Raw genomic sequence first — 23,534 nt, forward strand, 5'->3', positions numbered from 1 at the left:
CCAACCGGCTTATCAAGCGGGCTCCGGCACCTTGCCGAACGCCCCTTGCCGCGACAGCAGAATCACCAGCCCGAAGGCACCGGCCGCCATCAGCCACGGCAACGCATGCCCGCTGATCCACTGACTGCCCGCGCCCGCCATCAACGGCCCGATCAGACAACCGACGCCCCACAGCTGCGCGACATGCGCGTTGGCGCGCACCAGCGCATCGTCGCGGTAACGCTCGCCGATCAGGATCAGCGACAGGGTGAACAGGCCACCGGCACTGGCGCCGAACAGCACCCACAGCGGCCAGATCAGCAAAGTGTCGAGCAGCATCGGGATCGCCAGACTCGACAGCATCAGCACCACGGCGCAGCCGGTGAACAAAGTCCGCCGTGACAGATAATCGGCCAGCGCACCGATGGGCAATTGCAGCAGCGCATCGCCCACCACCACGGTGCTGACCATCGCCAAGGCGATTTCGGCGGTGAAACCCTGTTGCAGGCAATACACCGGCAATAGGGTCAGGATCATCGCCTCGAAAGCGGCGAACAGCGACACGGCCCAGGCGATCGCCGGCAGTTCACGAGCGAACCCCCACAAATCACCGAACGTCACGCTACTGGCCTCGCTGCTGGGCGCGCCGCTGCGACCCAGCAGCAGAAACGGCGAAGCGATCAGCAGACCGACACCCACCCAGAAACCGTAATCGTGATCGGTGCCCAGTGCGCCCAACAGCAACGGACCGGACAGTTGGCTCAGCGCATAACTGCTGCCATACAGCGCCACCAATCGCCCGCGCCAGTGCTCGACCACCAGTTGATTGATCCAGCTCTCGCCGAGGATGAACACGATGGTCAGGATCACCCCGATCATCAGCCGCAGCACGAGCCAGATCGGGTAACTCGGCAGCAGCGCCAGCAACCCAATGGACAGCGCCCCGGCCCACAGGCACAGGCGCATCAGGTTCGCGGTGCCGAAGCGCGCGGCCAGATGACTGGAAATCTTTGCCCCCAGCAACACGCCAATGGCCGGCATTGCCGCCATCACGCCAATGGCGAACGAGCCGTAACCCCAGCCCTCCAGGCGCAACGACACCAGCGGCATGCTGACACCGAGGGCCAGCCCAACACTCAAGACAGACGCCAACACGGCGAAATACGTCGCCCAACGCATGGTCCACGCTCCTGTGGATAATTTTTATATGCACCACAAAACACTGTGGGAGCGGGCTTGCTCGCGAATGCAGTCTGACAGTCGACATTATTGCTGACTGACACACCGCCTTCGCGAGCAAGCCCGCTCCCACAAGGGTCTCTGTTTCGTCAGGGAGCCTGGAGTGACCGGGCTCCCTCAGCGATTTACAGCTTGATCCAGGTCGCCTTCAGCTCGGTGTATTTGTCGAACGCGTGCAGCGACTTGTCGCGACCGTTGCCCGACTGCTTGAAGCCGCCGAACGGTGCGGTCATGTCGCCGCCGTCGTACTGGTTGACCCACACGCTGCCGGCACGCAGCGCCTTGGCGGTCAGGTGTGCCTTGGAAATGTCCTGAGTCCACACCGCTGCCGCCAGGCCGTAAGGCGTGTCGTTGGCGATGTTGATCGCTTCCTCGGCAGTGTCGAAGGCAATGACCGACAGCACCGGGCCGAAGATCTCTTCCTGGGCAATCTTCATCGCGTTGCTCACGCCGTCGAAAATCGTCGGCTCGACGTAGGTGCCACCGGTTTCCTGAAGAATGCGCTTGCCGCCGGCCACCAGTTTGGCGCCGTCGGTGTGGCCAGACTCGATGTAGGACAGCACGGTGTTCATCTGTTGGGTATCGACCAGCGCGCCAACGTTGGTGGCCGGGTCCAGCGGGTTGCCCGGTTTCCAGGCTTTCAGCGCCTCGATCACCATCGGCAGGAATTTGTCCTTGATCGAACGCTCGACCAGCAGACGCGAACCGGCGGTGCAGACTTCGCCCTGGTTGAAAGCGATGGCGCTGGCGGCGGATTCGGCGGCGGCTTGCAGATCCGGTGCATCGGCAAACACGATGTTCGGGCTCTTGCCGCCGGCTTCCAGCCAGACGCGCTTCATGTTCGATTCGCCGGAATAGATCATCAGTTGCTTGGCGATCTTGGTCGAACCGGTGAACACCAGAGTGTCGACATCATTGTGCAGAGCGAGCGCCTTGCCGACGGTGTGGCCGTAGCCCGGCAACACGTTCAGCACGCCTTTCGGAATACCGGCCTCGACCGCCAGTTCGGCGATGCGGATGGCAGTCAGCGGGGATTTTTCCGACGGCTTGAGGATCACCGAGTTACCGGTCGACAGGGCCGGGCCGAGTTTCCAGCAGGCCATCATCAGCGGGAAGTTCCACGGCACGATGGCGCCAACCACGCCGACTGGCTCACGGGTCACCAGACCCAGTTGATCGTGCGGCGTAGCGGCGACTTCGTCGTAGATCTTGTCGATCGCTTCACCGCTCCAGCTCAGGGCCTGCGCAGCGCCCGGCACGTCGATGTACAGCGAATCGCTGATCGGCTTGCCCATGTCGAGGGTTTCGAGCAGGGCCAGTTCTTCGGCGTGCTGCTTGAGCAGGCCGGCGAAACGGATCATGGTGGCTTTGCGTTTGGTCGGCGCCAGGCGCGACCAGACGCCGGAATTGAAGGTGGCGCGGGCGTTTTCCACAGCGCGCTGGGCGTCGGCGGCGTCACAGCTGGCAATCTTGCCCAGCAGACGGCCATCGACCGGGCTGATGCACTCGAAGGTCTCGCCGGAGACGGCATCGGTGTACTCGCCATTAAGGTAGGCGCGGCCTTCGATCTTCAGGTCGCGGGCGCGTTGTTCCCAGTCGGCACGAGTCAGGGTGGTCATTCGAGTGTCCTCCTCTTGTTCAATACGAGCGCCGCGATCGTCGCGGTCGTCCTCAGGAATACTGCCCGGCCAGCCTGCTTTTCGGCCCAAGGCATCCGCCACCCTAAACCAGCGACCGGGGTTGTTTCAATATATTTGACATAAGCTCGCCATACGGCCTTGCGGCGTTCAATTTAATCAACATAGACTTTGGCCCTTTCACGCCATCGCGCCGTCATCACGGGAGAAAACAACAATGAACATCCAGAACGTCGTCGACATCAGCCTGACTACAACCGAAGCCGAACGCTATCGCCCGGACCCGGCCAAAGTGCTCAAGGGCGATCCCGAGCAAGCGGTGTTCAATCAGTACGACAGCCCTTGTGGGCAGATGGGTGTCGGCGTATGGGAAGGTGCGATCGGGCAGTGGACGGTGAACTACACCGAGCACGAATACTGCGAAATCCTGCAGGGCGTTTCGGTGCTGCGTGACAGTGAAGGCAATGCCAAGACCCTGCGTGTCGGCGACCGCTTTGTGATTCCGGCCGGTTTCCGTGGCACCTGGGAAGTGCTGGAGGCTTGCCGCAAGGTCTATGTGATCTTCGAACAGAAGGCCTGATCCGACACAAGTGGTGACTACGCGAGTAAGACGCGTGCAGTGCTTCTGAGTGAAACTTCGCGGCAGCGCTCATACATCGGGCAATTTCCTACCGAGGCAGGATGTCTCGGCAGGACTGACCGGCGAGCGCTTCCAACCGAATGAAACGCAAGGAGGCACCGTGCCTGATTTCTGCAATATCAACGCCGCGCAATTCGCTGTCGACCAAGTCGCAACCCCTGAAACCCTGAGCGCCATCCGTATTGCAGCCGGGGTGCAAAAGCATCGGCTGGAACGGCCGGAAGATCTGTTCAATCTCCTGCCCAAACCTGACCGGATCAGGGTACTGGTCAACGAACGCAATGAGATCGATGAACTGATCTGCGGTTGATCATCTGGCAACAAAAAAGGCCCGTATTTTCAGATACGGGCCTTTTCGCAAGGGTTGCACGGTGATCCGCACAGGGAAGCACCGCGGGCGCAAAAAATAACTATATACCGCAGCCCCTGCCGAAGCCGGCCACACACTTGGTGAGTTCAGCTAATGGACATCTCAATCACGCAAAGGAAATGCGAACATGAACAATGAACAAGTAACTCACCAGGTACGCCATATGATTGGCAGTCGCTACGTAGCCAGCGTCAAAGCTTATCTTGCCGAGCTGACCGGCCGGGACGTACGCGGTGGTACTGGGTATCTCACCGCAGATCTCAGCCCGGGACGCCTGACAGTTCACCTTGATGCTCAAGGCAACATCGACGTGATCGAAATTGATCGCTCTAACGAGCAAAAAGCCTGAAGCCTCGGATCAACCGGGCAAGACCAGCTGGAGCGTGAGTAGACTGCACTGAATCACGCCTAACAAAAAAGGCCCGTATCGTGAGATACGGGCCTTTTTCGTAAGTCGGGAAAAATCAATTACTTGATTTTGCCTTCCTTGTAGATCACGTGCTTGCGAACAACCGGATCATATTTCTTGATCTCGATTTTGTCCGGGGTAGTACGCTTGTTCTTGTCGGTAGTGTAGAAGTGACCAGTACCGGCGCTCGAGATCAAACGAATCAATTCACGCATGATTAGCTCCCTTAAACCTTGCCGTCGCGACGCAGCTCGGCCAGCACAACGCTGATGCCACGCTTGTCGATGATACGCATGCCTTTGGCGGAAACGCGCAGGCGTACGAAACGTTTCTCTTCTTCAACCCAGAAGCGGTGATGCTGCAGGTTCGGCAGGAAACGACGACGGGTTTTGTTGTTTGCGTGGGAAATGTTGTTCCCAGTCACCGGACCCTTACCGGTAACTTGACATACTCTAGACATGCCTCAGCCCTCTAAAACCACATGCCCAACCCGGCATGGGTTGGCCGCTTAATCTCTAGTCATTGTGGCGCCAGGCGCCGCGATTCTTTAGAGGTCTTACCGGCTACACCTACAAGCGAAGGAACCGGGCCCCTAGAAAAGAGCGCTGCTTTATACCAGAAAGACCACGGAGCAACAACTTTCCGTGTGCAAAGAATGGCTAAAAAGCCGCTTTTTCCGGCTGCAAGCGCTTTGGGCAAAGGCTGCCGGCAATTTTTACCATTCGTCGAAGAAAACCGATCATACCCGCGATCGAGACTTTTCCCATCGTCTCTTCCGACAAATCCTCCGCCGCGCAGCCCCGAAAATGCAAAAAGGGGATAGTCATTTGCAATCGCGACCACTAGGGTAGGCCTTTTCCAGACTGCACTTGCAGATGGGCCTTCGATCTGTAAAGGAAGCCGACCATGCGCCTCGCTGCCCTCCCCCTGCTCTTCGCCCCGTTGTTACTGAGTCCACTGGCCCAGGCCGCCGCCCTGAGCGTCTGCACCGAGGCCAGTCCCGAAGGCTTCGACGTGGTGCAGTACAACTCGCTGACCACCACCAACGCATCGGCCGACGTGCTGATGAATCGCCTGGTGAACTTTGACACTGCCAGCGGCAAGGTCGTCCCGAGCCTGGCCGACAGCTGGGAAGTCAGCACCGACGGCCTGACCTACGTGTTCAAGCTGCACCCGCAGGTGAAGTTCCACACCACCGACTACTTCAAGCCGACCCGCGAACTGACCGCCGAAGACGTCAAGTTCAGCTTCGACCGCATGCTCGACCCGGCCAACCCGTGGCACAAAGTCGCCCAGAGCGGCTTCCCGCACGCCCAGTCGATGCAGTTGCCGAGCCTGATCAAGAAGATCGACGCGCTGGACCCGCTGACCGTGCGCTTCACCCTCGATCACCCGGACTCGACGTTCCTCGCGACCCTGAGCATGGGCTTCGCCTCCATTTATTCTGCTGAATACGCCGACAAGCTGCTGAAGGCCGATGCCACCGACAAGCTCAACAGCCAGCCGGTCGGCACCGGACCGTTCGTGTTCACCCGGTTCCAGAAAGACGCGTCGATCCGTTACAAGGCCAACCCGGACTACTTCCGCGGCAAGCCTGCGGTGGACCCGCTGATCTTCGCCATCACTCCGGACGCCAACGTGCGCCTGCAAAAGCTGCGGCGTAATGAGTGCCAGATCGCCCTGTCGCCAAAACCACTGGACGTACAGGCGGCGAAGCAGGAGCCGACGCTGAAAGTCGAAAAGACTGACGCGTTCATGACTGCATTCGTCGGCATCAACAGCCAGCATCCGCCGCTGGACAAACCGGAAGTGCGCCAGGCGATCAACCTCGCCTTCGACAAGGCCAACTACCTCAAGGCTGTATTCGAAGACACCGCCGAAGCCGCCAACGGTCCGTATCCGCCGAATACCTGGAGCTACGCGAAAAACCTGCCGGGTTACACCCACGACGTGAACAAGGCCAAGGCATTGCTGGCCAAGGCCGGACTGAAAGACGGTTTCCAGACCACCATCTGGACCCGCCCGTCCGGCAGCCTGCTCAACCCGAACCCGAGCCTCGGCGCGCAATTGCTGCAATCGGATCTGGCGGAAATCGGCATTCAGGCAGAAATCCGCGTGATCGAATGGGGCGAGCTGATCCGCCGCGCCAAGGCTGGCGAGCATGACCTGCTGTTCATGGGCTGGGCCGGCGACAACGGCGACCCGGACAATTTCCTGACCCCACAGTTTTCCTGCGCAGCGGTGAAGTCTGGCACCAACTTCGCCCGTTACTGCAACGCCGACCTGGACAAACTGATCAGCGCCGGCAAGACCACCAGCGAGCAAGGTGTGCGCACCAAACTCTACGAACAGGCACAGGCGCAGATCCAGCAGCAGGCGCTGTGGCTGCCGTTGGCGCATCCGACGGCATATGCGCTGACGCGTAAGGACGTGCAGGGTTATTCGGTGAGCCCGTTCGGGCGGCAGGATTATTCCAAGGTCACCTTGAAGTAACCCGCCGAGGCCCGCAGCGATTACCGTCGCTGCGGGCTACATCCAACCACACTCCGCCATCGACAATGGTTCCCCATCGCCCACGATGAAGTGATCGAGCACCCGCACATCGATCAACTCCAAAGCCTTCTGCAAGCGCTTGGTCAATAATCGATCAGCCTGACTCGGATCGCTGTTCCCCGACGGATGGTTGTGGCACAGGATCACGGCCGCCGCGTTATTGGCCAACGAGCGCTTCACCACTTCGCGGGGATGCACGGCGGTGTTGTCGATCGAGCCGCGAAACAGAGCCTCGAAGGTGAGCACTTGATGCTTGGAATCCAGAAACAGGCAACCGAAAACTTCGTGCGGCTCGTGGCGCAACATGGCCTTGAGGTAATCACGGACCACCTGCGGATTCTCCAGCGCCGTTTTCTGCCGCATGCGCTCGGCCAGATGTCGCCGACCCATTTCCAGCACGGCCTGCAGCTGGGCGAACTTCGCCGGGCCCAGCCCCAATTGTTCGCTGAACGTTGCGAGATCAGCCTCAAGCAAGGCTCGCAAGCTGCCGAACTGACCCAACAGGTGTCTCGCGACATCCACCGCGCTTTTGCCGGATACACCCGTGCGCAGAAAAATCGCCAGCAATTCGGCATCGGAAAGACTTCCCGAGCCCTGTTCCAACAGCTTCTCCCGCGGCCTTTCCGCCGCCGGCCAATCGCGAATACTCATACACCTTCCTTGTCTGTGGGCGCCGCTGTTCCGTAGCGGTCGCTGTGATATCGTAGCCCATCTTTTTTGCGGGCGAATTCACCCTGGGGAGGGGGTTTCGCCACGTATGTCACCAACGAAATGAAAGGCAGACCTATGCAGCGGCTGTATCGGAAACGCATCGTTCTGGGCGTCGGCGGCGGTATTGCTGCCTACAAGAGCGCCGACCTTGTGCGCCGCCTGATCGATCAGGGCGCCGAAGTGCGCGTGGTCATGACCCGTGGCGGCAGCGAATTCATCACCCCGCTGACCATGCAGGCGCTGTCCGGCCACCCGGTTCACCTGGATTTGCTCGACCCTGCCGCCGAAGCGGCGATGGGCCACATCGAACTGGCCAAATGGGCCGATCTGGTGCTGATCGCCCCGGCCACCGCCGACCTGCTGGCCCGCCTGGCCCAAGGCATTGCCAACGATCTGCTGACCACGCTAGTGCTGGCCACCGACGCCATCGTCGCGGTCGCCCCAGCCATGAACCAGGCCATGTGGCGCGACCCGGCAACCCAGGCCAACCTGCAACTCCTTGAAAGCCGTGGCCTGAAGACCTTCGGCCCGGCCTCCGGCAGCCAGGCCTGCGGCGACGTCGGCATGGGCCGCATGATGGAAGCCACCGATCTGGCCCAGCTCGCGGCGGACTGCTTCCAGCGTCAGGCACTGACCGGCAAGCACGTGGTGATCACCGCCGGCCCGACCCAGGAAAACATCGACCCGGTGCGCTACATCACCAACCACAGCTCCGGCAAAATGGGCTTCGCCCTGGCTGAAGCGGCAGTGGAAGCCGGCGCCCGCGTGACCCTGATCAGCGGCCCGGTGCACCTGCCGACCCCGGATCGCGTCACCCGCATCGACGTGGTCAGTGCCCGCGACATGCTCGCCGCGTGCGAAGCCGCGATCCCTTGCGACATCTTTATCGCCTCGGCGGCGGTGGCGGACTACCGCCCGGAAGTCGTCGCCCCGCAAAAATTAAAGAAAGACCCTACGAGCGGCGACGGCTTCGTCCTGCAAATGGTGCGCAACCCGGACATCCTGGCCACCATCGCGACCCGTCCCGACCGTCCGTTCAGTGTCGGCTTCGCCGCCGAGACCGAACACCTGCTCGACTACGCTGCACGCAAGCTGAAGGACAAGAATCTCGATCTGATCGTCGCCAACGACGTCGCCAACCCGAGCATTGGCTTCAACAGCGAAGAAAACGCCTGCAGCGTCATCGACCGTGCGCTGCACGCCACGGTTTTCGCCCAGACCAGCAAGAGCAAGATCGCTCGCCAGCTGGTCACTTTTATCGCCGAACGTCTGAACCAGGTTTAATTTACATGCACGCTTTGCAAGCCAAGATCCTCGACCCTCGCATCGGTACCGAATTCCCGCTGCCGCAATACGCCACACCGGGCTCCGCCGGCCTCGACCTGCGCGCCATGCTGCAAGAGGACATCGTGATCAAGCCGGGTGAAACCGTGCTGATCCCGACCGGTCTGTCGGTCTACATCGGCGATCCGAACCTCGCCGCGCTGATCCTGCCGCGCTCGGGCATGGGCCATAAGCACGGCATCGTGCTGGGCAACCTCGTCGGTCTGATCGACTCCGACTACCAGGGCCCGCTGATGGTCTCCTGCTGGAACCGTGGCCAGACCGAATTCACCATGCCGGTCGGCGAGCGCCTCGCTCAACTGGTGCTGGTGCCGGTGGTGCAGGCGCATTTCGAAATGGTCGAAGAGTTCGTCGAGACCGAGCGCGGCGCTGGCGGTTTCGGCCATTCCGGCACCAAGTGATTGGTTTTGTGGCGAGGGAGCCCGCTCTCTCGCCATAAAAATACGCAGATTCATCTGGAAGCTTTACCGCTGAAAATCAAGGCATTGGCAGGCCAAAGCCACGCCGCACAAGGCGTCATGGCCCTTTCACACCACGAACTCTCTGTGAAAACCGCCGTCATACCCTTCAGTTTGAGCTTGCCGTCGAATGAGTCGTCGGTGTGTCCAGCCACTTTCGAGATGGAGCATTTTCGCAGATGAGCACCCCCGCCCAAGTCGCCCCGAAGCTTCCCGACAGCATCTTCCGCGCCTATGACATTCGCGGCACCGTGCCGGAATTCCTCAATGCCGAAACCGCCTACTGGATCGGTCGCGCCATCGGCTCCCAGAGCCTGGCCCAGGGCGAACCAAATGTGTCCGTCGGCCGTGACGGCCGTCTGTCCGGTCCGGAACTGGTTGCCGAACTGATCCGTGGCATCGCCGAAAGCGGCTGCCATGTCAGCGACGTCGGCCTGGTGCCGACACCTGCGTTGTACTACGCCGCCAACGTGCTGGCCGGCAAATCCGGCGTGATGCTCACCGGCAGTCACAACCCGTCGAACTACAACGGCTTCAAGATCGTGATCGCCGGCGACACCCTCGCCAACGAGCAGATCCAGGCCCTGCACGAGCGCCTCAAGACCGGCAACCTGAGCAGCGGCACGGGCAGCGTGACCCAGGTCGAAATCCTCGACCGCTACAACACCGAAATAGTCCAGGACATCAAACTGGCCCGGCGCCTGAAAGTCGTGGTCGACTGCGGCAACGGCGCGGCCGGCGTGATCGCCCCGCAACTGATCGAAGCGCTGAACTGCGAAGTCATCCCGCTTTTCTGCGAAGTCGACGGCAACTTCCCGAACCACCATCCGGATCCGGGCAAGCCTGAAAACCTCGTCGACCTGATCGCCAAGGTCAAGGAAACCAATGCTGACATCGGCCTGGCCTTCGACGGCGACGGCGATCGCGTCGGCGTGGTGACCAACACCGGCACCATCGTGTTCCCGGACCGTCTGCTGATGCTGTTCGCCCGTGACGTGGTGGCGCGCAACCCGGACGCGGAGATCATCTTCGACGTCAAATGCACCCGTCGCCTGATCCCGCTGATCAAGGAATATGGCGGTCGGCCGCTAATGTGGAAGACCGGTCACTCGTTGATCAAAAAGAAAATGAAACAGTCCGGCGCGCTGTTGGCCGGCGAAATGAGCGGGCACATTTTCTTCAAGGAACGCTGGTTCGGTTTCGACGACGGCATTTACAGCGCCGCACGGCTGCTGGAAATCCTCAGCAAGGAAAAATCTTCGGCCGAGGAGCTGTTCGCGACCTTCCCGAACGATATTTCCACGCCGGAAATCAATATCCATGTGACCGAAGAGAGCAAATTCAGCATCATTGATGCACTGCACGATGCGCAGTGGGGCCCAGGCGCCGACCTGACCACCATTGACGGCGTGCGGGTCGACTACGCCAAAGGCTGGGGCCTGGTGCGCGCGTCCAACACCACACCGGTGCTGGTGCTGCGCTTCGAGGCCGATGACGAGGCGGAACTGCAGCGCATCAAGGCTGTGTTCCATGCCCAACTGAAACGCGTTGCACCTGATCTCCAACTACCGTTCTGATTGCTGATTCACCCGGAGCCCTGAATGACCCTCGAACGCGATGCCGCCGCCAACACTGCCAAGGTCCTGTCCGAAGCGCTGCCTTACATCCGCCGATACGTCGGCAAGACCCTGGTGATCAAATACGGCGGCAACGCGATGGAAAGCGAGGAGCTGAAAACCGGCTTCGCCCGCGACATCGTGCTGATGAAGGCCGTGGGCATCAACCCGGTGGTCGTGCACGGCGGCGGCCCGCAGATCGGTGATCTGCTCAAGCGCCTGTCGATCGAAAGCCACTTCGTCGACGGCATGCGCGTTACCGACGCCGCGACCATGGACGTGGTGGAAATGGTCCTCGGCGGTCAGGTCAACAAAAGCATCGTCAACCTGATCAACCGTCACGGCGGCAGCGCCATCGGCCTGACCGGTAAAGACGCCGGACTGATTCGTGCGAAAAAGCTCACCGTCACCCGCCAGACCCCGGAGATGACCCAACCGGAAATCATCGACATCGGCCATGTGGGCGAGGTGGTCGGGATCAACACCGAACTGCTGAACCTGCTGGTCAAAGGCAACTTCATCCCGGTGATCGCGCCGATCGGCGTGGGTGAAAACGGCGAGTCGTACAACATCAACGCTGACCTGGTGGCCGGTAAGGTCGCCGAAGCGCTGAAAGCCGAGAAGCTGATGCTGCTGACCAACATCGCCGGCCTGATGGACAAGTCGGGCACCGTGCTGACCGGCCTGAGCACCCAGCAGGTCGACGACCTGATCGCCGACGGCACCATCTACGGCGGCATGCTGCCGAAGATCCGCTGTGCACTGGAAGCGGTTCAGGGCGGCGTGGGCAGCTCGCTGATCATCGACGGCCGCGTGCCGAACGCAATCCTGCTGGAAATCTTCACCGACACCGGTGTGGGTACGCTGATCAGCAATCGCAAGCGTCCTTAAGCGCTCGCGCAAACAAAAAGACCCCGCTCAGCCTGGCTGAGCGGGGTCTTTTTTTGCCTGAAGCTGCGATCAGACGCCGAACTGCGCGCGATAGGCTTCAACGGCTGGCAGGTGCTGCTTGAGCTGCGGATCGTCAGCCAGGAATTCCAGCACCTGGTTCAGCGAAACGATGCTGATGACCGGGATGCCGAAATCACGCTCGACTTCCTGGATGGCCGACAGCTCGCCGTTGCCGCGCTCCTGACGGTTCAGAGCGATCAGCACACCGGCAGCCTTGGCGCCGTCCTGGGAAGCGATGATCTGCATCACTTCACGGATCGCGGTGCCGGCGGTGATCACGTCGTCGATGATCAGCACTTCGCCGGTCAACGGTGCGCCAACCAGGCTGCCGCCCTCGCCGTGGGCCTTGGCTTCCTTGCGGTTGAAGCACCATGGCAGGTCACGGTTGTGGTGTTCGGCCAGCGCCACGGCAGTGGTTGCCGCCAGCGGGATGCCTTTGTAGGCCGGGCCGAACAGCACGTCGAACGGAATGCCGCTCTCGGCGATGGCTGCGGCGTAGAAACGACCCAGCTGCGCCAGCGCGGAACCCGAGTTGAACAGGCCGGCATTGAAGAAGTAAGGACTGGTGCGCCCGGACTTCAGGGTGAACTCACCGAAGCGCAAAACGCCGCGATCGATGGCAAAACGAATGAAATCGCGCTGATACGCTTGCATGAAAAAAACCCCAAATACCACGGATTTAGCTAATTAGCTTGACGCCGTGTATCATACACGCACGCGATTTTTGGGGCCATTTATGCGGATCATCAGTGTGAACGTCAATGGTATTCAGGCTGCAGTCGAGCGCGGTTTGCTCAGTTGGCTGCAGGCACAGAATGCCGACGTCATCTGCCTGCAGGACACCCGTGCCTCCGCCTTTGAACTGGACGACCCAGCCTTCCAACTGGATGGCTACTTCCTTTATGCCTGCGATGCTGAAGTCCCTGCCCAAGGCGGCGTGGCTTTGTATTCGCGGTTGCAACCGAAGGCTGTCATCAGCGGTCTCGGATTCGAGACGGCGGACCGCTACGGGCGCTACCTGCAAGCAGATTTCGACAAAGTCAGTATTGCCACCTTGCTGCTTCCTTCGGGGATGAACGGCGATGAGGACTTGAACCAGAAGTTCAAGCTCATGGACGACTTCGGCAAGTACCTGGACAAACAGCGGCGCAAACGTCGCGAGTACATTTATTGTGGCTCGCTGTACGTCGCGCAACAGAAGCTCGACATCAAAAACTGGCGCGACAGCCAGCAATCACCGGGCTTCCTGGCGCCGGAACGCGCCTGGATGGACGAGATTGTCGGCAACATGGGCTACGTAGATGCCCTGCGCGAAGTCAGCCGCGAAGGCGACCAGTACAGCTGGTGGCCGGACAACGAACAGGCCGAGATGCTGAATCTGGGCTGGCGCTTCGACTACCAGATCCTGACTCCGGGCCTGCGGCGCTTCGTGCGCAGCGCACGCCTGCCGCGTCAGCCTCGGTTCTCGCAGCACGCGCCGCTGATCGTCGACTACGACTGGACGCTGACCATCTAGGCGGCCTTTCGCAGACACAAAAAAACCGACATCACTGTCGGTTTTTTTGTGGGCGATCGTTCGTTATTTGATCAACCGCCAGGTGAACGGATAGCGGTACGGGAAACCTTCGTTGGCTTTCACCCCGCCGATTATCGTCAACACCAGCGCCGCAATGGCCAGCAGGCCAAACAGCACGAACCCGATAAGCAACAGCATCAGCACGAAGCAGATCATCGAAGCGATCGCCACGGTGATCTGGAAATTCAGCGCTTCCTTGCCCTGGGCGTCGATGAACGGATCGGTCTCGCGCTTCATCTGCCACAGGACCAACGGCCCGATCAGCGTGCCAAACGGAATCCAGATCCCCAGCAAGGCGGACAAGTGACAAAACATGGCCCATTGGCGAACCTCCTGGCTCGGCTTGGGCAGCAACTCTTGATCATCACTCATCGCGTCCTCCTTGCGGGTTACGAACCTGCTCAGTCGGCCAGTGCAGCCTTTTGCAGTTCGAAGATCTCGTTCATGCCTTTCTTGGCCAGCTCCAGCATCGCGTTCAGCTCTTCAGGCTGGAACGGCGCGCCTTCGGCGGTGCCCTGCACTTCGATGAAGCCACCGGTGCTGGTCATCACCACGTTGAGGTCGGTCTCGGCGGTGGAATCTTCAAGATAGTCCAGATCCAGCACCGGCTCGCCCTGGTACATGCCCACGGAAACGGCGCCGATCATTTGCTTGAGCGGGTCGCCGCCTTTCAGGCCGCCGCGCTTCTTGATCACTTTCAGTGCATCGACCAGCGCAACCATGGCGCCGGTGATCGACGCGGTACGGGTGCCGCCATCAGCCTGGATCACGTCGCAGTCGACGTACAGGGTGACGTCGCCCAGCTTGGACATGTCCAGCGCGGCGCGCAGGGAACGGCCGATCAGACGCTGGATTTCCAGGGTACGACCGCCCTGTTTGCCACGGCTGGCTTCACGCTGGTTACGCTCGCCGGTGGCGCGCGGCAGCATGCCGTATTCGGCGGTCAGCCAACCCTGGCCCTGGCCTTTGAGGAAACGCGGCACGCCGTTTTCGACGCTGACGGTGCAGATGACTTTGGTATCACCGAATTCGACCAGTACGGATCCCTCGGCGTGTTTGGTGTAGTTGCGGGTAATGCGGATCGAGCGGAGCTGATCGGCAGCGCGACCACTTGGACGTTTCATAGGAGATACCTGTACTGGGGACGGAAAACTGCGGAGCATTATAGAGCCGCGCACCGCGCCTGGGCACTCGTTAAAAAATCCGGCCGACGACCGAAGGCCCTGAAACGCGCTTCGCCGACGGCCTGCAGCCCTTTGTCACACCGTGTGTTTGGGCGCATCTGCCGCACTGCGCTACAATCCTGCGCCTTTGCTGCCAGTCGGCTTAAATTCATTGATATCGAGCTGCGGAGCTTCAATTCGCGCCGATCTGTATCGCGAGGTCACCCCATGGTGCACAGCATGACCGCCTTCGCCCGCGTCGAAAAAGCCGGCGTTCAGGGCACCCTGAGCTGGGAGCTGCGCTCGGTCAACAGCCGCTACCTGGAACCCCACCTGCGCTTGCCGGAGTCGTTTCGCGACCTCGAAGGCGCCGTCCGCGAAGCCCTGCGCCAGGGCCTGTCGCGCGGCAAACTGGAATGCACCCTGCGTTTCACCGAGGAAAGCACCGGCAAGCCGCTGCAAGTGGATCGCGAACGCGCTGCACAACTGGTCGCCGCGGCCGAAACCGTCGCCGGCCTGATCAAGAACCCGGCCGCGCTGAACCCGCTGGAAGTGCTTGCCTGGCCGGGCGTACTGGTCGCCGACGCCACCGACCCGCAGGCGCTGAACGCCGAAGCGCTGGCCCTGTTCAATCAGGGCCTGAAAGATCTCAAGGCCGGCCGCGAGCGCGAAGGCGCGGAGCTGGCCCGCCTGATCAACGATCGCCTGACCTCCATCGAGGAAGACGTGGTGACCCTGCGCGAACTGGTTCCGCAGATGCTCGCCACCCAGCGCCAGAAAGTCCTCGACCGCTTCGCCGACATGAAGGCCGAGATGGACCCGCAGCGCCTGGAACAGGAAATGGTCATGCTCGCGCAAAAGAGCGACGTGGCCGAAGAACTGGATCGCCTGAACACCCACATCATCGAAGTTCGCCGGGTACTCAAGTCCGGCGGTGCCGCCGGCCGGCGCCTGGACTTCCTGATGCAGGAACTCAACCGCGAAGCCAACACACTGGGCTCCAAGGCCTTCGACCCGCGCAGCACCCAGGCGGCGGTCAACCTCAAAGTGTTGATCGAGCAGATGCGCGAACAAGTGCAGAATATTGAGTAAGGCTACCCCGACATGACCCACAGCACCGGCACCCTGTACATCATTTCCGCCCCTTCGGGCGCGGGCAAGAGCAGTCTGGTCAAGGCCCTGACCGACGCCAATCCGGAAATCCGCGTCTCGATTTCCCACACCACCCGCGCCATGCGCCCGGGCGAAGTGGACGGCGTGAACTATCACTTCGTGACCCGCGAAGAGTTCGTGAAGATGGGCGAGCACGGCGATTTCCTCGAACGCGCTGAAGTCTTCGGCAACTTCTACGGCACCTCGCAAAGCCGTCTGCAGCAGACCCTGGACGAAGGCCACGACCTGATTCTGGAAATCGACTGGCAAGGCGCCGAGCAAGTGCGCAAGCTGATGCCGCAGGCCCGCTCGATCTTCATTCTGCCGCCTTCGCTGCAGGCCCTGCACCAGCGCCTGACCAACCGTGGTCAGGACAGCGACGAGATCATCGAAGGCCGGATGCGTGAAGCGGTCAGCGAGATGAGCCACTACGTCGAGTACGACTACCTGATCATCAACGACGATTTCGCCCACGCGTTGGACGACCTGAAGGCGATTTTCCGCGCCAATCAGCTGCAACAGAAACGCCAACAAGTGCGTTTCGGCAAATTGCTGGCTGAATTGCTGGGCTGAAACAGCACTTCCCAAAACCGCTGCAAGGGCTTTACATTGGCACTTGCAGCGCGTTGAAGAGTCTGGTCAAAAAATCAGCGCTTCCCTAATCGCTGGTGATTTTTTAAACTGTTGAGTCCGCTCGCCCAACCGGGCAGCGCGCATATTGCATTCGCTCCGAGGAATACCATGGCCCGCGTAACCGTTGAAGACTGCCTAGAACACGTGGAAAACCGCTTTGAGCTGGTCATGCTCTCTACCAAGCGTGCCCGTCAACTGGCCACCGGCGGCAAAGAGCCCCTGGTTCAGTGGGAAAACGACAAACCGACCGTAGTTGCGCTGCGTGAAATCGCTGAAGGCCTGATGAGCTACGAGTTCATCGCCGAGCAGGAAATCGTCCACGAAGACCCTGTCTTCGCTGCGTTCGAGGACGAGTCCAACGAGGCCGTCTAAGCCTATGCCTGGTCGACGTAGCACGGCGCGGGATCACAGCCTACGGCAGGAGACATCATGCCGAGCATAGACGCCCTCGCCGATCGCTTATCGACCTACCTCGGCAATGACCAGGTCAACCTGGTCCGCCGAGCGTATTTCTACGCCGAACAAGCCCACGACGGCCAACGCCGCCGCAGCGGCGAGGCGTACGTCACGCATCCTCTTGCGGTGGCGAATATTCTTGCCGACATGCACATGGACCATCAGAGCCTGATGGCTGCGATGCTGCATGACGTAATCGAAGACACCGGTATCGCCAAGGAAGCGCTGCAAGCGCAGTTCGGTGAAACCGTGGCCGAACTGGTCGACGGGGTCAGCAAACTGACCCAGATGAACTTCGAGACCAAGGCCGAAGCCCAGGCTGAAAACTTCCAGAAGATGGCCATGGCCATGGCGCGCGACATTCGCGTGATCCTGGTCAAGCTCGCCGACCGCCTGCACAACATGCGCACGCTGGAAGTGCTGTCCGGCGAAAAACGCCGGCGCATCGCCAAGGAAACCCTCGAGATCTACGCCCCCATCGCCAACCGCCTGGGCATGCACGCGATCCGTATCGAGTTCGAAGACCTCGGTTTCAAGGCGATGCACCCGATGCGTTCCGCGCGGATCTACCAGGCCGTCAAACGCGCCCGGGGCAACCGCAAGGAAATCGTCAACAAGATCGAAGAGTCCCTTGGTCACTGCCTCGCCATCGACGGCATCCAGGGCGAAGTCAGCGGTCGCCAGAAACACCTCTACGGCATCTACAAGAAAATGCGCGGCAAGCGTCGGGCCTTCAACGAGATCATGGACGTCTACGCGTTCCGGATCATCGTCGACAAGGTCGATACCTGCTACCGCGTGCTGGGTGCTGTACATAATTTGTACAAACCGTTGCCGGGGCGCTTCAAGGATTACATCGCGATCCCCAAGGCCAACGGCTATCAGTCACTGCACACCACGCTGTTCGGCATGCACGGTGTACCGATCGAGATCCAGATCCGCACCCGTGAAATGGAAGAGATGGCCAACAACGGCATCGCCGCCCATTGGCTGTACAAATCCAGCGGTGACGAGCAGCCGAAAGGCACTCACGCCCGCGCCCGTCAGTGGGTCAAGGGCGTGCTGGAAATGCAGCAACGTGCCGGCAACTCGCTGGAATTCATCGAGAGCGTGAAGATCGACCTGTTCCCGGACGAGGTCTACGTGTTCACGCCCAAAGGCCGGATCATGGAGCTGCCCAAAGGCTCCACGGCGGTCGACTTTGCCTACGCGGTGCACACCGACGTCGGCAACAGCTGCATCGCCTGCCGGATCAACCGTCGTCTCGCACCGCTGTCCGAACCGCTGCAAAGCGGCTCCACGGTCGAGATCGTCAGCGCTCCCGGCGCACGACCGAACCCGGCGTGGCTCAACTTCGTGGTCACCGGCAAAGCGCGCACGCACATACGCCATGCGCTGAAACTGCAGCGCCGCTCCGAATCCATCAGCCTCGGCGAACGCCTGCTGAACAAGGTGCTCAACGGCTTCGACAGTGCGCTGGAACAGATCCCGGCCGAACGCGTGAAGGCGATGCTCACCGAGTACCGCCTCGAACTGATCGAAGACTTGCTGGAAGACATCGGCCTGGGCAACCGCATGGCCTACGTCGTGGCGCGCCGCCTGCTCGGCGAAGGCGAACAACTGCCGAGCCCGGAAGGCCCGCTGGCGATTCGCGGCACCGAAGGCCTGGTCCTCAGCTACGCCAAATGTTGCACGCCGATCCCGGGCGACCCGATTGTCGGTCACCTGTCAGCAGGCAAAGGCATGGTCGTGCACCTGGACAACTGCCGCAACATCAGCGAAATCCGTCATAACCCGGAAAAATGCATCCAGCTCTCGTGGGCCAAGGATGTCACCGGCGAATTCAACGTCGAACTGCGCGTCGAGCTGGAACACCAGCGCGGCCTGATCGCCCTGCTGGCCAGCAGCGTCAACGCAGCCGACGGCAATATCGAGAAAATCAGCATGGACGAACGCGATGGCCGCATCAGCGTTGTCCAGTTGGTGGTCAGCGTCCACGACCGTGTGCACCTGGCCCGCGTGATCAAGAAACTGCGCGCCCTGACCGGGGTGATCCGCATCACCCGCATGCGTGCATAACCACCCCATTACAAGGAGTCATTCATGACCAAAACCGTTATCACCAGCGACAAGGCCCCGGCCGCCATCGGTACTTACTCTCAGGCGATCAAGGCCGGTAACACCGTTTACATGTCGGGTCAGATTCCCCTCGATCCAAAAACCATGGAACTGGTCGAAGGCTTCGAAGCCCAGACCGTCCAGGTGTTCGAGAACCTGAAAGCCGTGGCCGAAGCCGCCGGTGGTTCGTTCAAGGACATCGTCAAGCTGAACATCTTCCTGACCGACCTGAGCCACTTCGCCAAGGTCAACGAGATCATGGGCAAGTACTTCGACCAGCCGTACCCGGCGCGCGCCGCCATCGGCGTGGCAGCCCTGCCAAAGGGTTCGCAGGTTGAAATGGATGCCATTCTGGTCATCGAGTAATGCGCACGGCGCGGCCTCAGACGCCGCGCCGACTGCTCTGCGGTAAAGAAAAGGTTTTGAAAGGATTCCACCATGCGCAAAGCGCTTGCTCTCTCGCTGCTCGCCATTTTCCTCGGCGGTTGCGCCAGCAACCCTGCCGACCGTGACATCAGCGGCACCTGGATCAATCAGGTCGCCATCGATGCCGCTGCCAAGGGCGGTCCCCTGCGCGAAGCGCTTCAGGCTTATGGCCCGAACCTGGAGTGGGACGTCAACACCAAGGCCGGTCAGGCCCGCTACACCAACGGTTTCGAAAACGTCGAAGGTCGCTTGCTCGGCGAACAGTCCGGTGCCTGGAAAGTCGACTTCTATGGCAGCTCCGCCAGCGAGCTGAAACGCGACGGTGGCCAACTGCAACAAGCCGCCAACGAAAACGAACCGGAACAGGTCTTCGACCGCGCACAGATCCCGGTGCCGGAAGGCGCACCGATCGGCGCCAGCTTCGAACGCGCGCTGTATTCCGCTTATCTGGGCGGCAACTGGACGATCACCAGCGGCCAGGGCGAAGGCGCCACCGTGCAATTCCAGGCGGACGGTCAAGTCTCCGGCCTGCCGGGTGCCGACCGCTATGCGCTGTGCCTCGCAGGCGATTGCGCATCGATGAGCAACGGCAACGACAGCATGTGGCTGCAGCAGAACGGTCAGGGCAACAACTGGATCTTTGTGCGCAAGGGCAAAGAGCTGGAAATCCTGCAGGCCGTGAACACCGCGCTGGCGGACGAACAACCGCAGTTCACCCCGGGTGAACGCAAGTGGTTGCTCGAGAAGCAATGATCGGCGCTTGAGACAAAAAAGGCGGGAGCAAGCACTTGCTCCCGCCTTTTTTACGCCCGAAGATCAGCAGCGCCCCTCAAGAATCGCGGCATACCCCTCGCGATAACTCGGATACTTCGGCACCCATCCCAGCGCCTTCGCCCGGGCATTGCTGCAACGCTTGCTGCCGGTGCGGCGCACGCTCTCGTCTTCCGACCACTCGGTGACACCCAGATACTCACGCAGCCACGCTACCACCTCGGCCAGCGGCGCCGGCGCATCGTCCACGCCGATATAGATGTCATCCAGCGCCACGCCCTTGCGATCCGTTTCCAGCAGAAACGCCATCAACCCCGCCGCGTCGTCGGCATGGATGCGATTGCCATACAGCGGCGGATCGACCGCCACCCGATAACCCCGACGCACCTGGGTCAGCAGCCATTCACGACCGGGGCCATAAATACCCGTCAGGCGCACGATACTCGCCGGAATGCCGCTGTTGAGCGCAACCTGCTCGGCCTCCAGCATCACCCGACCGGAATAACCCGCAGCGACGGTTTCGGACTTTTCATCGACCCATTCGCCGTTCTGCTGGCCATAAACGCTGCTGCTGGAAACGAACAGCAGTCGCTCAGGCTCCTGACCGTAATCGTTCAGCCAACCCAGCACATGCTGCAAACCCTGCACATACGCCGCGCGATAACCGGCCTCATCGTGATCGGTGGCCGCCGCGCTATACACCAGGTAATCGATAGCGCCCACCGGCCAGGTCTCGGGGCAATCCTCATTGAACAAGTCACCGGCCACGCCGATAACGCCGTCCGGCAAACGCGAAATATCACGGCGCAGGCCATAGACCTGGAAGCCGGCAGCCAGCAATTGCGTGGCCAGACGGCTGCCGACATCACCGCAACCGGCGATCAAAACAGAAGGCGCGGACATCAAAAATCTCCCATCGGAAAGCGACAGACTAGCCTCGGCAAGGGACGAGCGGCTAGCAATGAAGGAAAAAAAGCAACTCTATTACTTTTGTTAACAAGAATTACTTGCAATAATGCACGCCACTTTTGTTCTCGGCCTCACGAGGCCTGGAAGAGCATTACCGTTTTTCTATCTCAGGTCCGGCCAGCATGACACGCATTCAAAACTCCGCTTCGCCAACCAACCGACCTCGCGCCTGGAGCGCCGTGGCTGCCCTGCTGCTCAGCCTGATGCTGACGCCAGTCGCCGCATTCGCTGACACACAGGCCCCGGCCGCGCCAGCCGCCACCGAGCAAAGCGCTCCCGCCGCCGCACCTGCCGCGACCGACCCGGTGCAGGCCGTAGAGGCCAGCGCCGCCGATGCGCCGGAAGTCCTCGAAGCCGACAACACCCTGGGCATGGCACACGACCTGTCGCCATGGGGCATGTACCAGAACGCCGACGTGATCGTTAAAGCCGTGATGATCGGCCTGGCCATCGCCTCGATCATCACCTGGACCATCTGGATCGCCAAGGGCTTCGAGCTGATGGGCGCCAAACGCCGTCTGCGTGGCGAGATCGCCGCCCTGAAAAAAGCCGCCACGCTTAAAGAAGCCAGCGCCACCGCCGCGAAGGAAGGCACACTAGCCAACCTGCTGGTTCACGACGCGCTGGAAGAAATGCGCCTGTCGACCAACGCCCGCGAGAAAGAAGGCATCAAGGAACGCGTCAGCTTCCGCCTCGAGCGCCTGGTTGCCGCCTGTGGCCGCAACATGAGCAGCGGCACCGGCGTCCTCGCTACCATCGGTTCCACCGCGCCGTTCGTCGGTCTGTTCGGTACCGTGTGGGGCATCATGAACAGCTTCATCGGCATCGCCAAAACCCAGACCACCAACCTTGCCGTCGTAGCACCGGGTATCGCTGAAGCGCTGCTGGCTACCGCACTGGGTCTGGTTGCCGCGATTCCTGCCGTGGTCATCTACAACGTCTTCGCCCGCTCCATCGCCGGTTACAAGGCTCAGGTGTCCGATGCGTCGGCTCAGGTGCTGCTGCTGGTCAGCCGCGACCTCGACCACCAGCCTGAGCGCAACAGCTCGCAACCGCACATGGTGAAAGTGGGGTAATCGGCCATGGGCCTGCATTTGAAAGAAGGCGCAGACGACGATCTGGCCGAGAACCACGAAATCAACGTCACGCCGTTCATCGACGTGATGCTGGTGCTGTTGATCATCTTCATGGTGGCCGCGCCGCTGGCCACCGTGGACATCAAGGTTGACCTGCCTGCCTCGACCGCCAAACCGGCGCCGCGGCCGGAGAAACCGGTGTTCCTCAGCGTGAAGGCTGACCAGCGCCTGTTCCTGGGCGAAGACGAAGTGAAAGCCGAAACCCTCGGCGCCGCACTCGACGCCAAGACCCAGGGCAAGAAAGACACGACGATCTTCTTCCAGGCCGACAAAGGCGTGGATTACGGCGACCTGATGAGCGTGATGGATAACCTGCGCGCCGCCGGTTACCTGAAGGTCGGTCTGGTCGGACTCGAGAGCGCGGTCAAGAAATGATCACGACGCGCCATAAGCTGACGCGTTACAGCGGTAGCCTGGCCGTGGTGCTGGGTGTTCACGCGCTGGCCATCGCGCTGGCGCTGAACTGGACCGCCCGCCCGCCCATCGAATTGCCGCCGCAGGCAATGATGGTCGAGCTGGCACCGGTTCCGGCCCCGCCACCGCCCGCACCGCCGAAAGTCGTCACGCCACCGCAGCCACCGGCTCCGGTTGAAGAACTGCCGATCCCGAAACTGGCCGAAGCGCCAAAAGCCGAGATCGCGGTGCAGAAACCGAAACCCAAGCCGAAACCAAAACCGCCGAAGCCGATCGAGAAGAAACTGCCCGATCCGCCGAAGGAGAAACCGTCCGAAGAAAAACCGGCCGATACCCAGCCGACTCAGGCCCCGACGGAGAAATCCGCCCAGCCTGCACCGGGCCCGTCGCCTGCACAAATGGCCGCCAAGGCCAGCTGGCAAGGCACCCTGCTCGCGCATCTGGCCAAGTACAAGAAGTACCCGGCCAGCGCTCAGGCGCGGGGCAAGGAAGGCTTGAACCGGTTGCGTTTCGTGGTCGATGGCGAAGGCAACGTGCTGTCGTTCGAACTGGTGGGCCGCTCCGGCAACGCCGATCTGGACCGGGCCACCCTGGAAATGATCCGCCGCGCCCAACCGCTGCCCAAGCCACCGGCCGACATGCTGACCAATGGCGCGATCGAAATCGTTGCGCCGTTTGTGTACTCGCTGGAACGCCGCCGCTGATCCGCACTCGCGGAGCCCGGCCTGATCCAGCCAAAAAGGCACCGAAAGGTGCCTTTTGCTTATCCATCCACGGCAAACCGGCATTGCCCGGTGTCGCATTCATCACTCA

27 protein-coding genes and 1 pseudogene are annotated in these 23,534 nt (G+C 61.1%); 18 read left to right on the forward strand and 10 right to left on the reverse strand.

The genetic code is table 11. The features are described from left to right. Positions 1-12 precede the first annotated feature (12 nt). Both ABTV87_RS28725 and ABTV87_RS28730 read right to left on the reverse strand, forming a co-directional pair. Positions 13-1,158, reverse strand: coding sequence for an MFS transporter (locus ABTV87_RS28725; protein ID WP_007954456.1), 1,146 nt, complete (start codon positions 1,156-1,158; stop codon positions 13-15). Between the two features lie 185 nt (positions 1,159-1,343). Beyond that, positions 1,344-2,837: an aldehyde dehydrogenase gene (locus ABTV87_RS28730; protein ID WP_085708877.1), complete on the reverse strand. Its 1,494-nt coding sequence runs from the start codon at positions 2,835-2,837 to the stop codon at positions 1,344-1,346. Positions 2,838-3,072: 235 nt separating this feature from the next. Between ABTV87_RS28730 and ABTV87_RS28735 the strand changes: the two genes are divergently transcribed. The 3 genes from ABTV87_RS28735 to ABTV87_RS28745 all read left to right on the forward strand — a co-directional run bounded on the left by ABTV87_RS28735 (position 3,073) and on the right by ABTV87_RS28745 (position 4,214). Continuing rightward, positions 3,073-3,435 carry a cupin domain-containing protein gene (locus ABTV87_RS28735; protein ID WP_433898729.1) on the forward strand — a complete coding sequence of 121 codons (363 nt, stop codon included), beginning with the start codon at positions 3,073-3,075 and terminating at the stop codon, positions 3,433-3,435. Positions 3,436-3,484: 49 nt separating this feature from the next. After that, positions 3,485-3,805, forward strand: a complete 321-nt coding sequence (locus ABTV87_RS28740; protein ID WP_170929368.1) for a hypothetical protein — start codon at positions 3,485-3,487, stop codon at positions 3,803-3,805. 187 nt (positions 3,806-3,992) lie between these two features. After that, positions 3,993-4,214: a hypothetical protein gene (locus ABTV87_RS28745; RefSeq protein ID WP_085606120.1), complete on the forward strand. Its 222-nt coding sequence runs from the start codon at positions 3,993-3,995 to the stop codon at positions 4,212-4,214. 119 nt (positions 4,215-4,333) lie between these two features. On the opposite strand, the gene rpmG is transcribed toward ABTV87_RS28745, so the two are convergent. The 3 genes from rpmG to ABTV87_RS28760 all read right to left on the reverse strand — a co-directional run bounded on the left by rpmG (position 4,334) and on the right by ABTV87_RS28760 (position 5,101). Beyond that, complete coding sequence (gene rpmG / locus ABTV87_RS28750; RefSeq protein WP_003177274.1) at positions 4,334-4,489, reverse strand: 50S ribosomal protein L33; 156 nt, start codon at positions 4,487-4,489, stop codon at positions 4,334-4,336. 11 nt (positions 4,490-4,500) lie between these two features. Further along, entirely contained in the window at positions 4,501-4,734 is a 234-nt protein-coding gene (gene rpmB / locus ABTV87_RS28755) for a 50S ribosomal protein L28 (RefSeq protein ID WP_003177273.1), read from the reverse strand. Between the two features lie 199 nt (positions 4,735-4,933). Further along, the gene (locus tag ABTV87_RS28760; RefSeq protein ID WP_433898730.1) at positions 4,934-5,101 is read right to left on the reverse strand and encodes a hypothetical protein; all 168 of its coding nucleotides are present in this window, start codon (positions 5,099-5,101) and stop codon (positions 4,934-4,936) included. Between the two features lie 79 nt (positions 5,102-5,180). Here ABTV87_RS28760 and ABTV87_RS28765 point away from each other — a divergent pair, with 79 nt between their 5' ends. Further along, positions 5,181-6,767: an ABC transporter substrate-binding protein gene (locus tag ABTV87_RS28765; RefSeq protein ID WP_433898731.1), complete on the forward strand. Its 1,587-nt coding sequence runs from the start codon at positions 5,181-5,183 to the stop codon at positions 6,765-6,767. Positions 6,768-6,803: 36 nt separating this feature from the next. Here the strand turns inward: ABTV87_RS28765 and radC are convergent, their stop codons facing one another. Next, a complete protein-coding gene (radC, locus tag ABTV87_RS28770) occupies positions 6,804-7,478 on the reverse strand; it encodes a RadC family protein (protein ID WP_085606125.1) in 675 nt (224 codons plus the stop codon). Positions 7,479-7,613: 135 nt separating this feature from the next. On the opposite strand from radC, the gene coaBC reads away from it, so the two are divergent. The 4 genes and pseudogenes from coaBC (at position 7,614) to argB (ending at position 11,847) form a co-directional block, all read left to right on the forward strand. Beyond that, positions 7,614-8,822: a bifunctional phosphopantothenoylcysteine decarboxylase/phosphopantothenate--cysteine ligase CoaBC gene (gene coaBC / locus ABTV87_RS28775; protein ID WP_085606127.1), complete on the forward strand. Its 1,209-nt coding sequence runs from the start codon at positions 7,614-7,616 to the stop codon at positions 8,820-8,822. Positions 8,823-8,827: 5 nt separating this feature from the next. Then, positions 8,828-9,283: a dUTP diphosphatase gene (dut, locus tag ABTV87_RS28780; RefSeq protein WP_007954445.1), complete on the forward strand. Its 456-nt coding sequence runs from the start codon at positions 8,828-8,830 to the stop codon at positions 9,281-9,283. A gap of 257 nt (positions 9,284-9,540) precedes the next feature. Further along, positions 9,541-10,917, forward strand: a pseudogene (locus ABTV87_RS28785) (phosphomannomutase/phosphoglucomutase); the annotation flags it as partial. Between the two features lie 24 nt (positions 10,918-10,941). Further along, positions 10,942-11,847, forward strand: coding sequence for an acetylglutamate kinase (gene argB, locus ABTV87_RS28790; protein WP_007954443.1), 906 nt, complete (start codon positions 10,942-10,944; stop codon positions 11,845-11,847). A 69-nt stretch (positions 11,848-11,916) separates the two neighbouring features. On the opposite strand, the gene pyrE is transcribed toward argB, so the two are convergent. Then, entirely contained in the window at positions 11,917-12,561 is a 645-nt protein-coding gene (gene pyrE, locus ABTV87_RS28795; protein ID WP_007954442.1) for an orotate phosphoribosyltransferase, read from the reverse strand. An 82-nt stretch (positions 12,562-12,643) separates the two neighbouring features. Here pyrE and ABTV87_RS28800 point away from each other — a divergent pair, with 82 nt between their 5' ends. After that, positions 12,644-13,423, forward strand: a complete 780-nt coding sequence (locus ABTV87_RS28800) for an exodeoxyribonuclease III (RefSeq protein WP_007920349.1) — start codon at positions 12,644-12,646, stop codon at positions 13,421-13,423. Positions 13,424-13,486: 63 nt separating this feature from the next. Here ABTV87_RS28800 and ABTV87_RS28805 read toward each other — a convergent pair whose 3' ends face one another. Together ABTV87_RS28805 and rph are read right to left on the reverse strand one after the other, a co-directional pair. Further along, entirely contained in the window at positions 13,487-13,855 is a 369-nt protein-coding gene (locus ABTV87_RS28805) for a DUF4870 domain-containing protein (RefSeq protein ID WP_433898732.1), read from the reverse strand. 29 nt (positions 13,856-13,884) lie between these two features. Continuing rightward, entirely contained in the window at positions 13,885-14,607 is a 723-nt protein-coding gene (gene rph, locus ABTV87_RS28810) for a ribonuclease PH (RefSeq protein WP_085606131.1), read from the reverse strand. A 267-nt stretch (positions 14,608-14,874) separates the two neighbouring features. Between rph and ABTV87_RS28815 the strand changes: the two genes are divergently transcribed. The 6 genes from ABTV87_RS28815 to ABTV87_RS28840 all read left to right on the forward strand — a co-directional run bounded on the left by ABTV87_RS28815 (position 14,875) and on the right by ABTV87_RS28840 (position 20,184). Beyond that, positions 14,875-15,738, forward strand: a complete 864-nt coding sequence (locus ABTV87_RS28815) for a YicC/YloC family endoribonuclease (RefSeq protein ID WP_433898733.1) — start codon at positions 14,875-14,877, stop codon at positions 15,736-15,738. A 12-nt stretch (positions 15,739-15,750) separates the two neighbouring features. Beyond that, a complete protein-coding gene (gmk, locus tag ABTV87_RS28820) occupies positions 15,751-16,371 on the forward strand; it encodes a guanylate kinase (RefSeq protein WP_433898734.1) in 621 nt (206 codons plus the stop codon). A gap of 168 nt (positions 16,372-16,539) precedes the next feature. Continuing rightward, positions 16,540-16,803: a DNA-directed RNA polymerase subunit omega gene (gene rpoZ, locus ABTV87_RS28825; protein WP_003229503.1), complete on the forward strand. Its 264-nt coding sequence runs from the start codon at positions 16,540-16,542 to the stop codon at positions 16,801-16,803. A gap of 57 nt (positions 16,804-16,860) precedes the next feature. Next, complete coding sequence (spoT, locus tag ABTV87_RS28830; RefSeq protein ID WP_007954439.1) at positions 16,861-18,966, forward strand: bifunctional GTP diphosphokinase/guanosine-3',5'-bis pyrophosphate 3'-pyrophosphohydrolase; 2,106 nt, start codon at positions 16,861-16,863, stop codon at positions 18,964-18,966. 24 nt (positions 18,967-18,990) lie between these two features. Beyond that, a complete protein-coding gene (locus ABTV87_RS28835; RefSeq protein ID WP_003229509.1) occupies positions 18,991-19,371 on the forward strand; it encodes a RidA family protein in 381 nt (126 codons plus the stop codon). Positions 19,372-19,443: 72 nt separating this feature from the next. Beyond that, positions 19,444-20,184, forward strand: coding sequence for a hypothetical protein (locus tag ABTV87_RS28840; RefSeq protein WP_085606135.1), 741 nt, complete (start codon positions 19,444-19,446; stop codon positions 20,182-20,184). A 63-nt stretch (positions 20,185-20,247) separates the two neighbouring features. Here the strand turns inward: ABTV87_RS28840 and ABTV87_RS28845 are convergent, their stop codons facing one another. After that, positions 20,248-21,105 (reverse strand): SDR family oxidoreductase, encoded by an 858-nt coding sequence (locus tag ABTV87_RS28845; protein ID WP_433898735.1) that lies wholly within the window; start codon positions 21,103-21,105, stop codon positions 20,248-20,250. 188 nt (positions 21,106-21,293) lie between these two features. Between ABTV87_RS28845 and exbB the strand changes: the two genes are divergently transcribed. The 3 genes from exbB to ABTV87_RS28860 are packed head-to-tail and all read left to right on the forward strand — an operon-like array spanning position 21,294 to position 23,425. Further along, positions 21,294-22,247 carry a tonB-system energizer ExbB gene (gene exbB / locus ABTV87_RS28850; protein WP_433898736.1) on the forward strand — a complete coding sequence of 318 codons (954 nt, stop codon included), beginning with the start codon at positions 21,294-21,296 and terminating at the stop codon, positions 22,245-22,247. A 6-nt stretch (positions 22,248-22,253) separates the two neighbouring features. Next, positions 22,254-22,682 carry a TonB system transport protein ExbD gene (gene exbD, locus ABTV87_RS28855; RefSeq protein ID WP_007954431.1) on the forward strand — a complete coding sequence of 143 codons (429 nt, stop codon included), beginning with the start codon at positions 22,254-22,256 and terminating at the stop codon, positions 22,680-22,682. Further along, positions 22,679-23,425, forward strand: coding sequence for a TonB family protein (locus ABTV87_RS28860; RefSeq protein WP_007954422.1), 747 nt, complete (start codon positions 22,679-22,681; stop codon positions 23,423-23,425). The genes exbD and ABTV87_RS28860 overlap by 4 nt, the downstream gene beginning before the upstream one ends. Positions 23,426-23,534 lie beyond the last annotated feature (109 nt).

It is taken from the genome of Pseudomonas sp. PSE1(2024) (assembly GCF_050990555.1).
Lineage (GTDB): Bacteria > Pseudomonadota > Gammaproteobacteria > Pseudomonadales > Pseudomonadaceae > Aquipseudomonas > Aquipseudomonas aphyarum.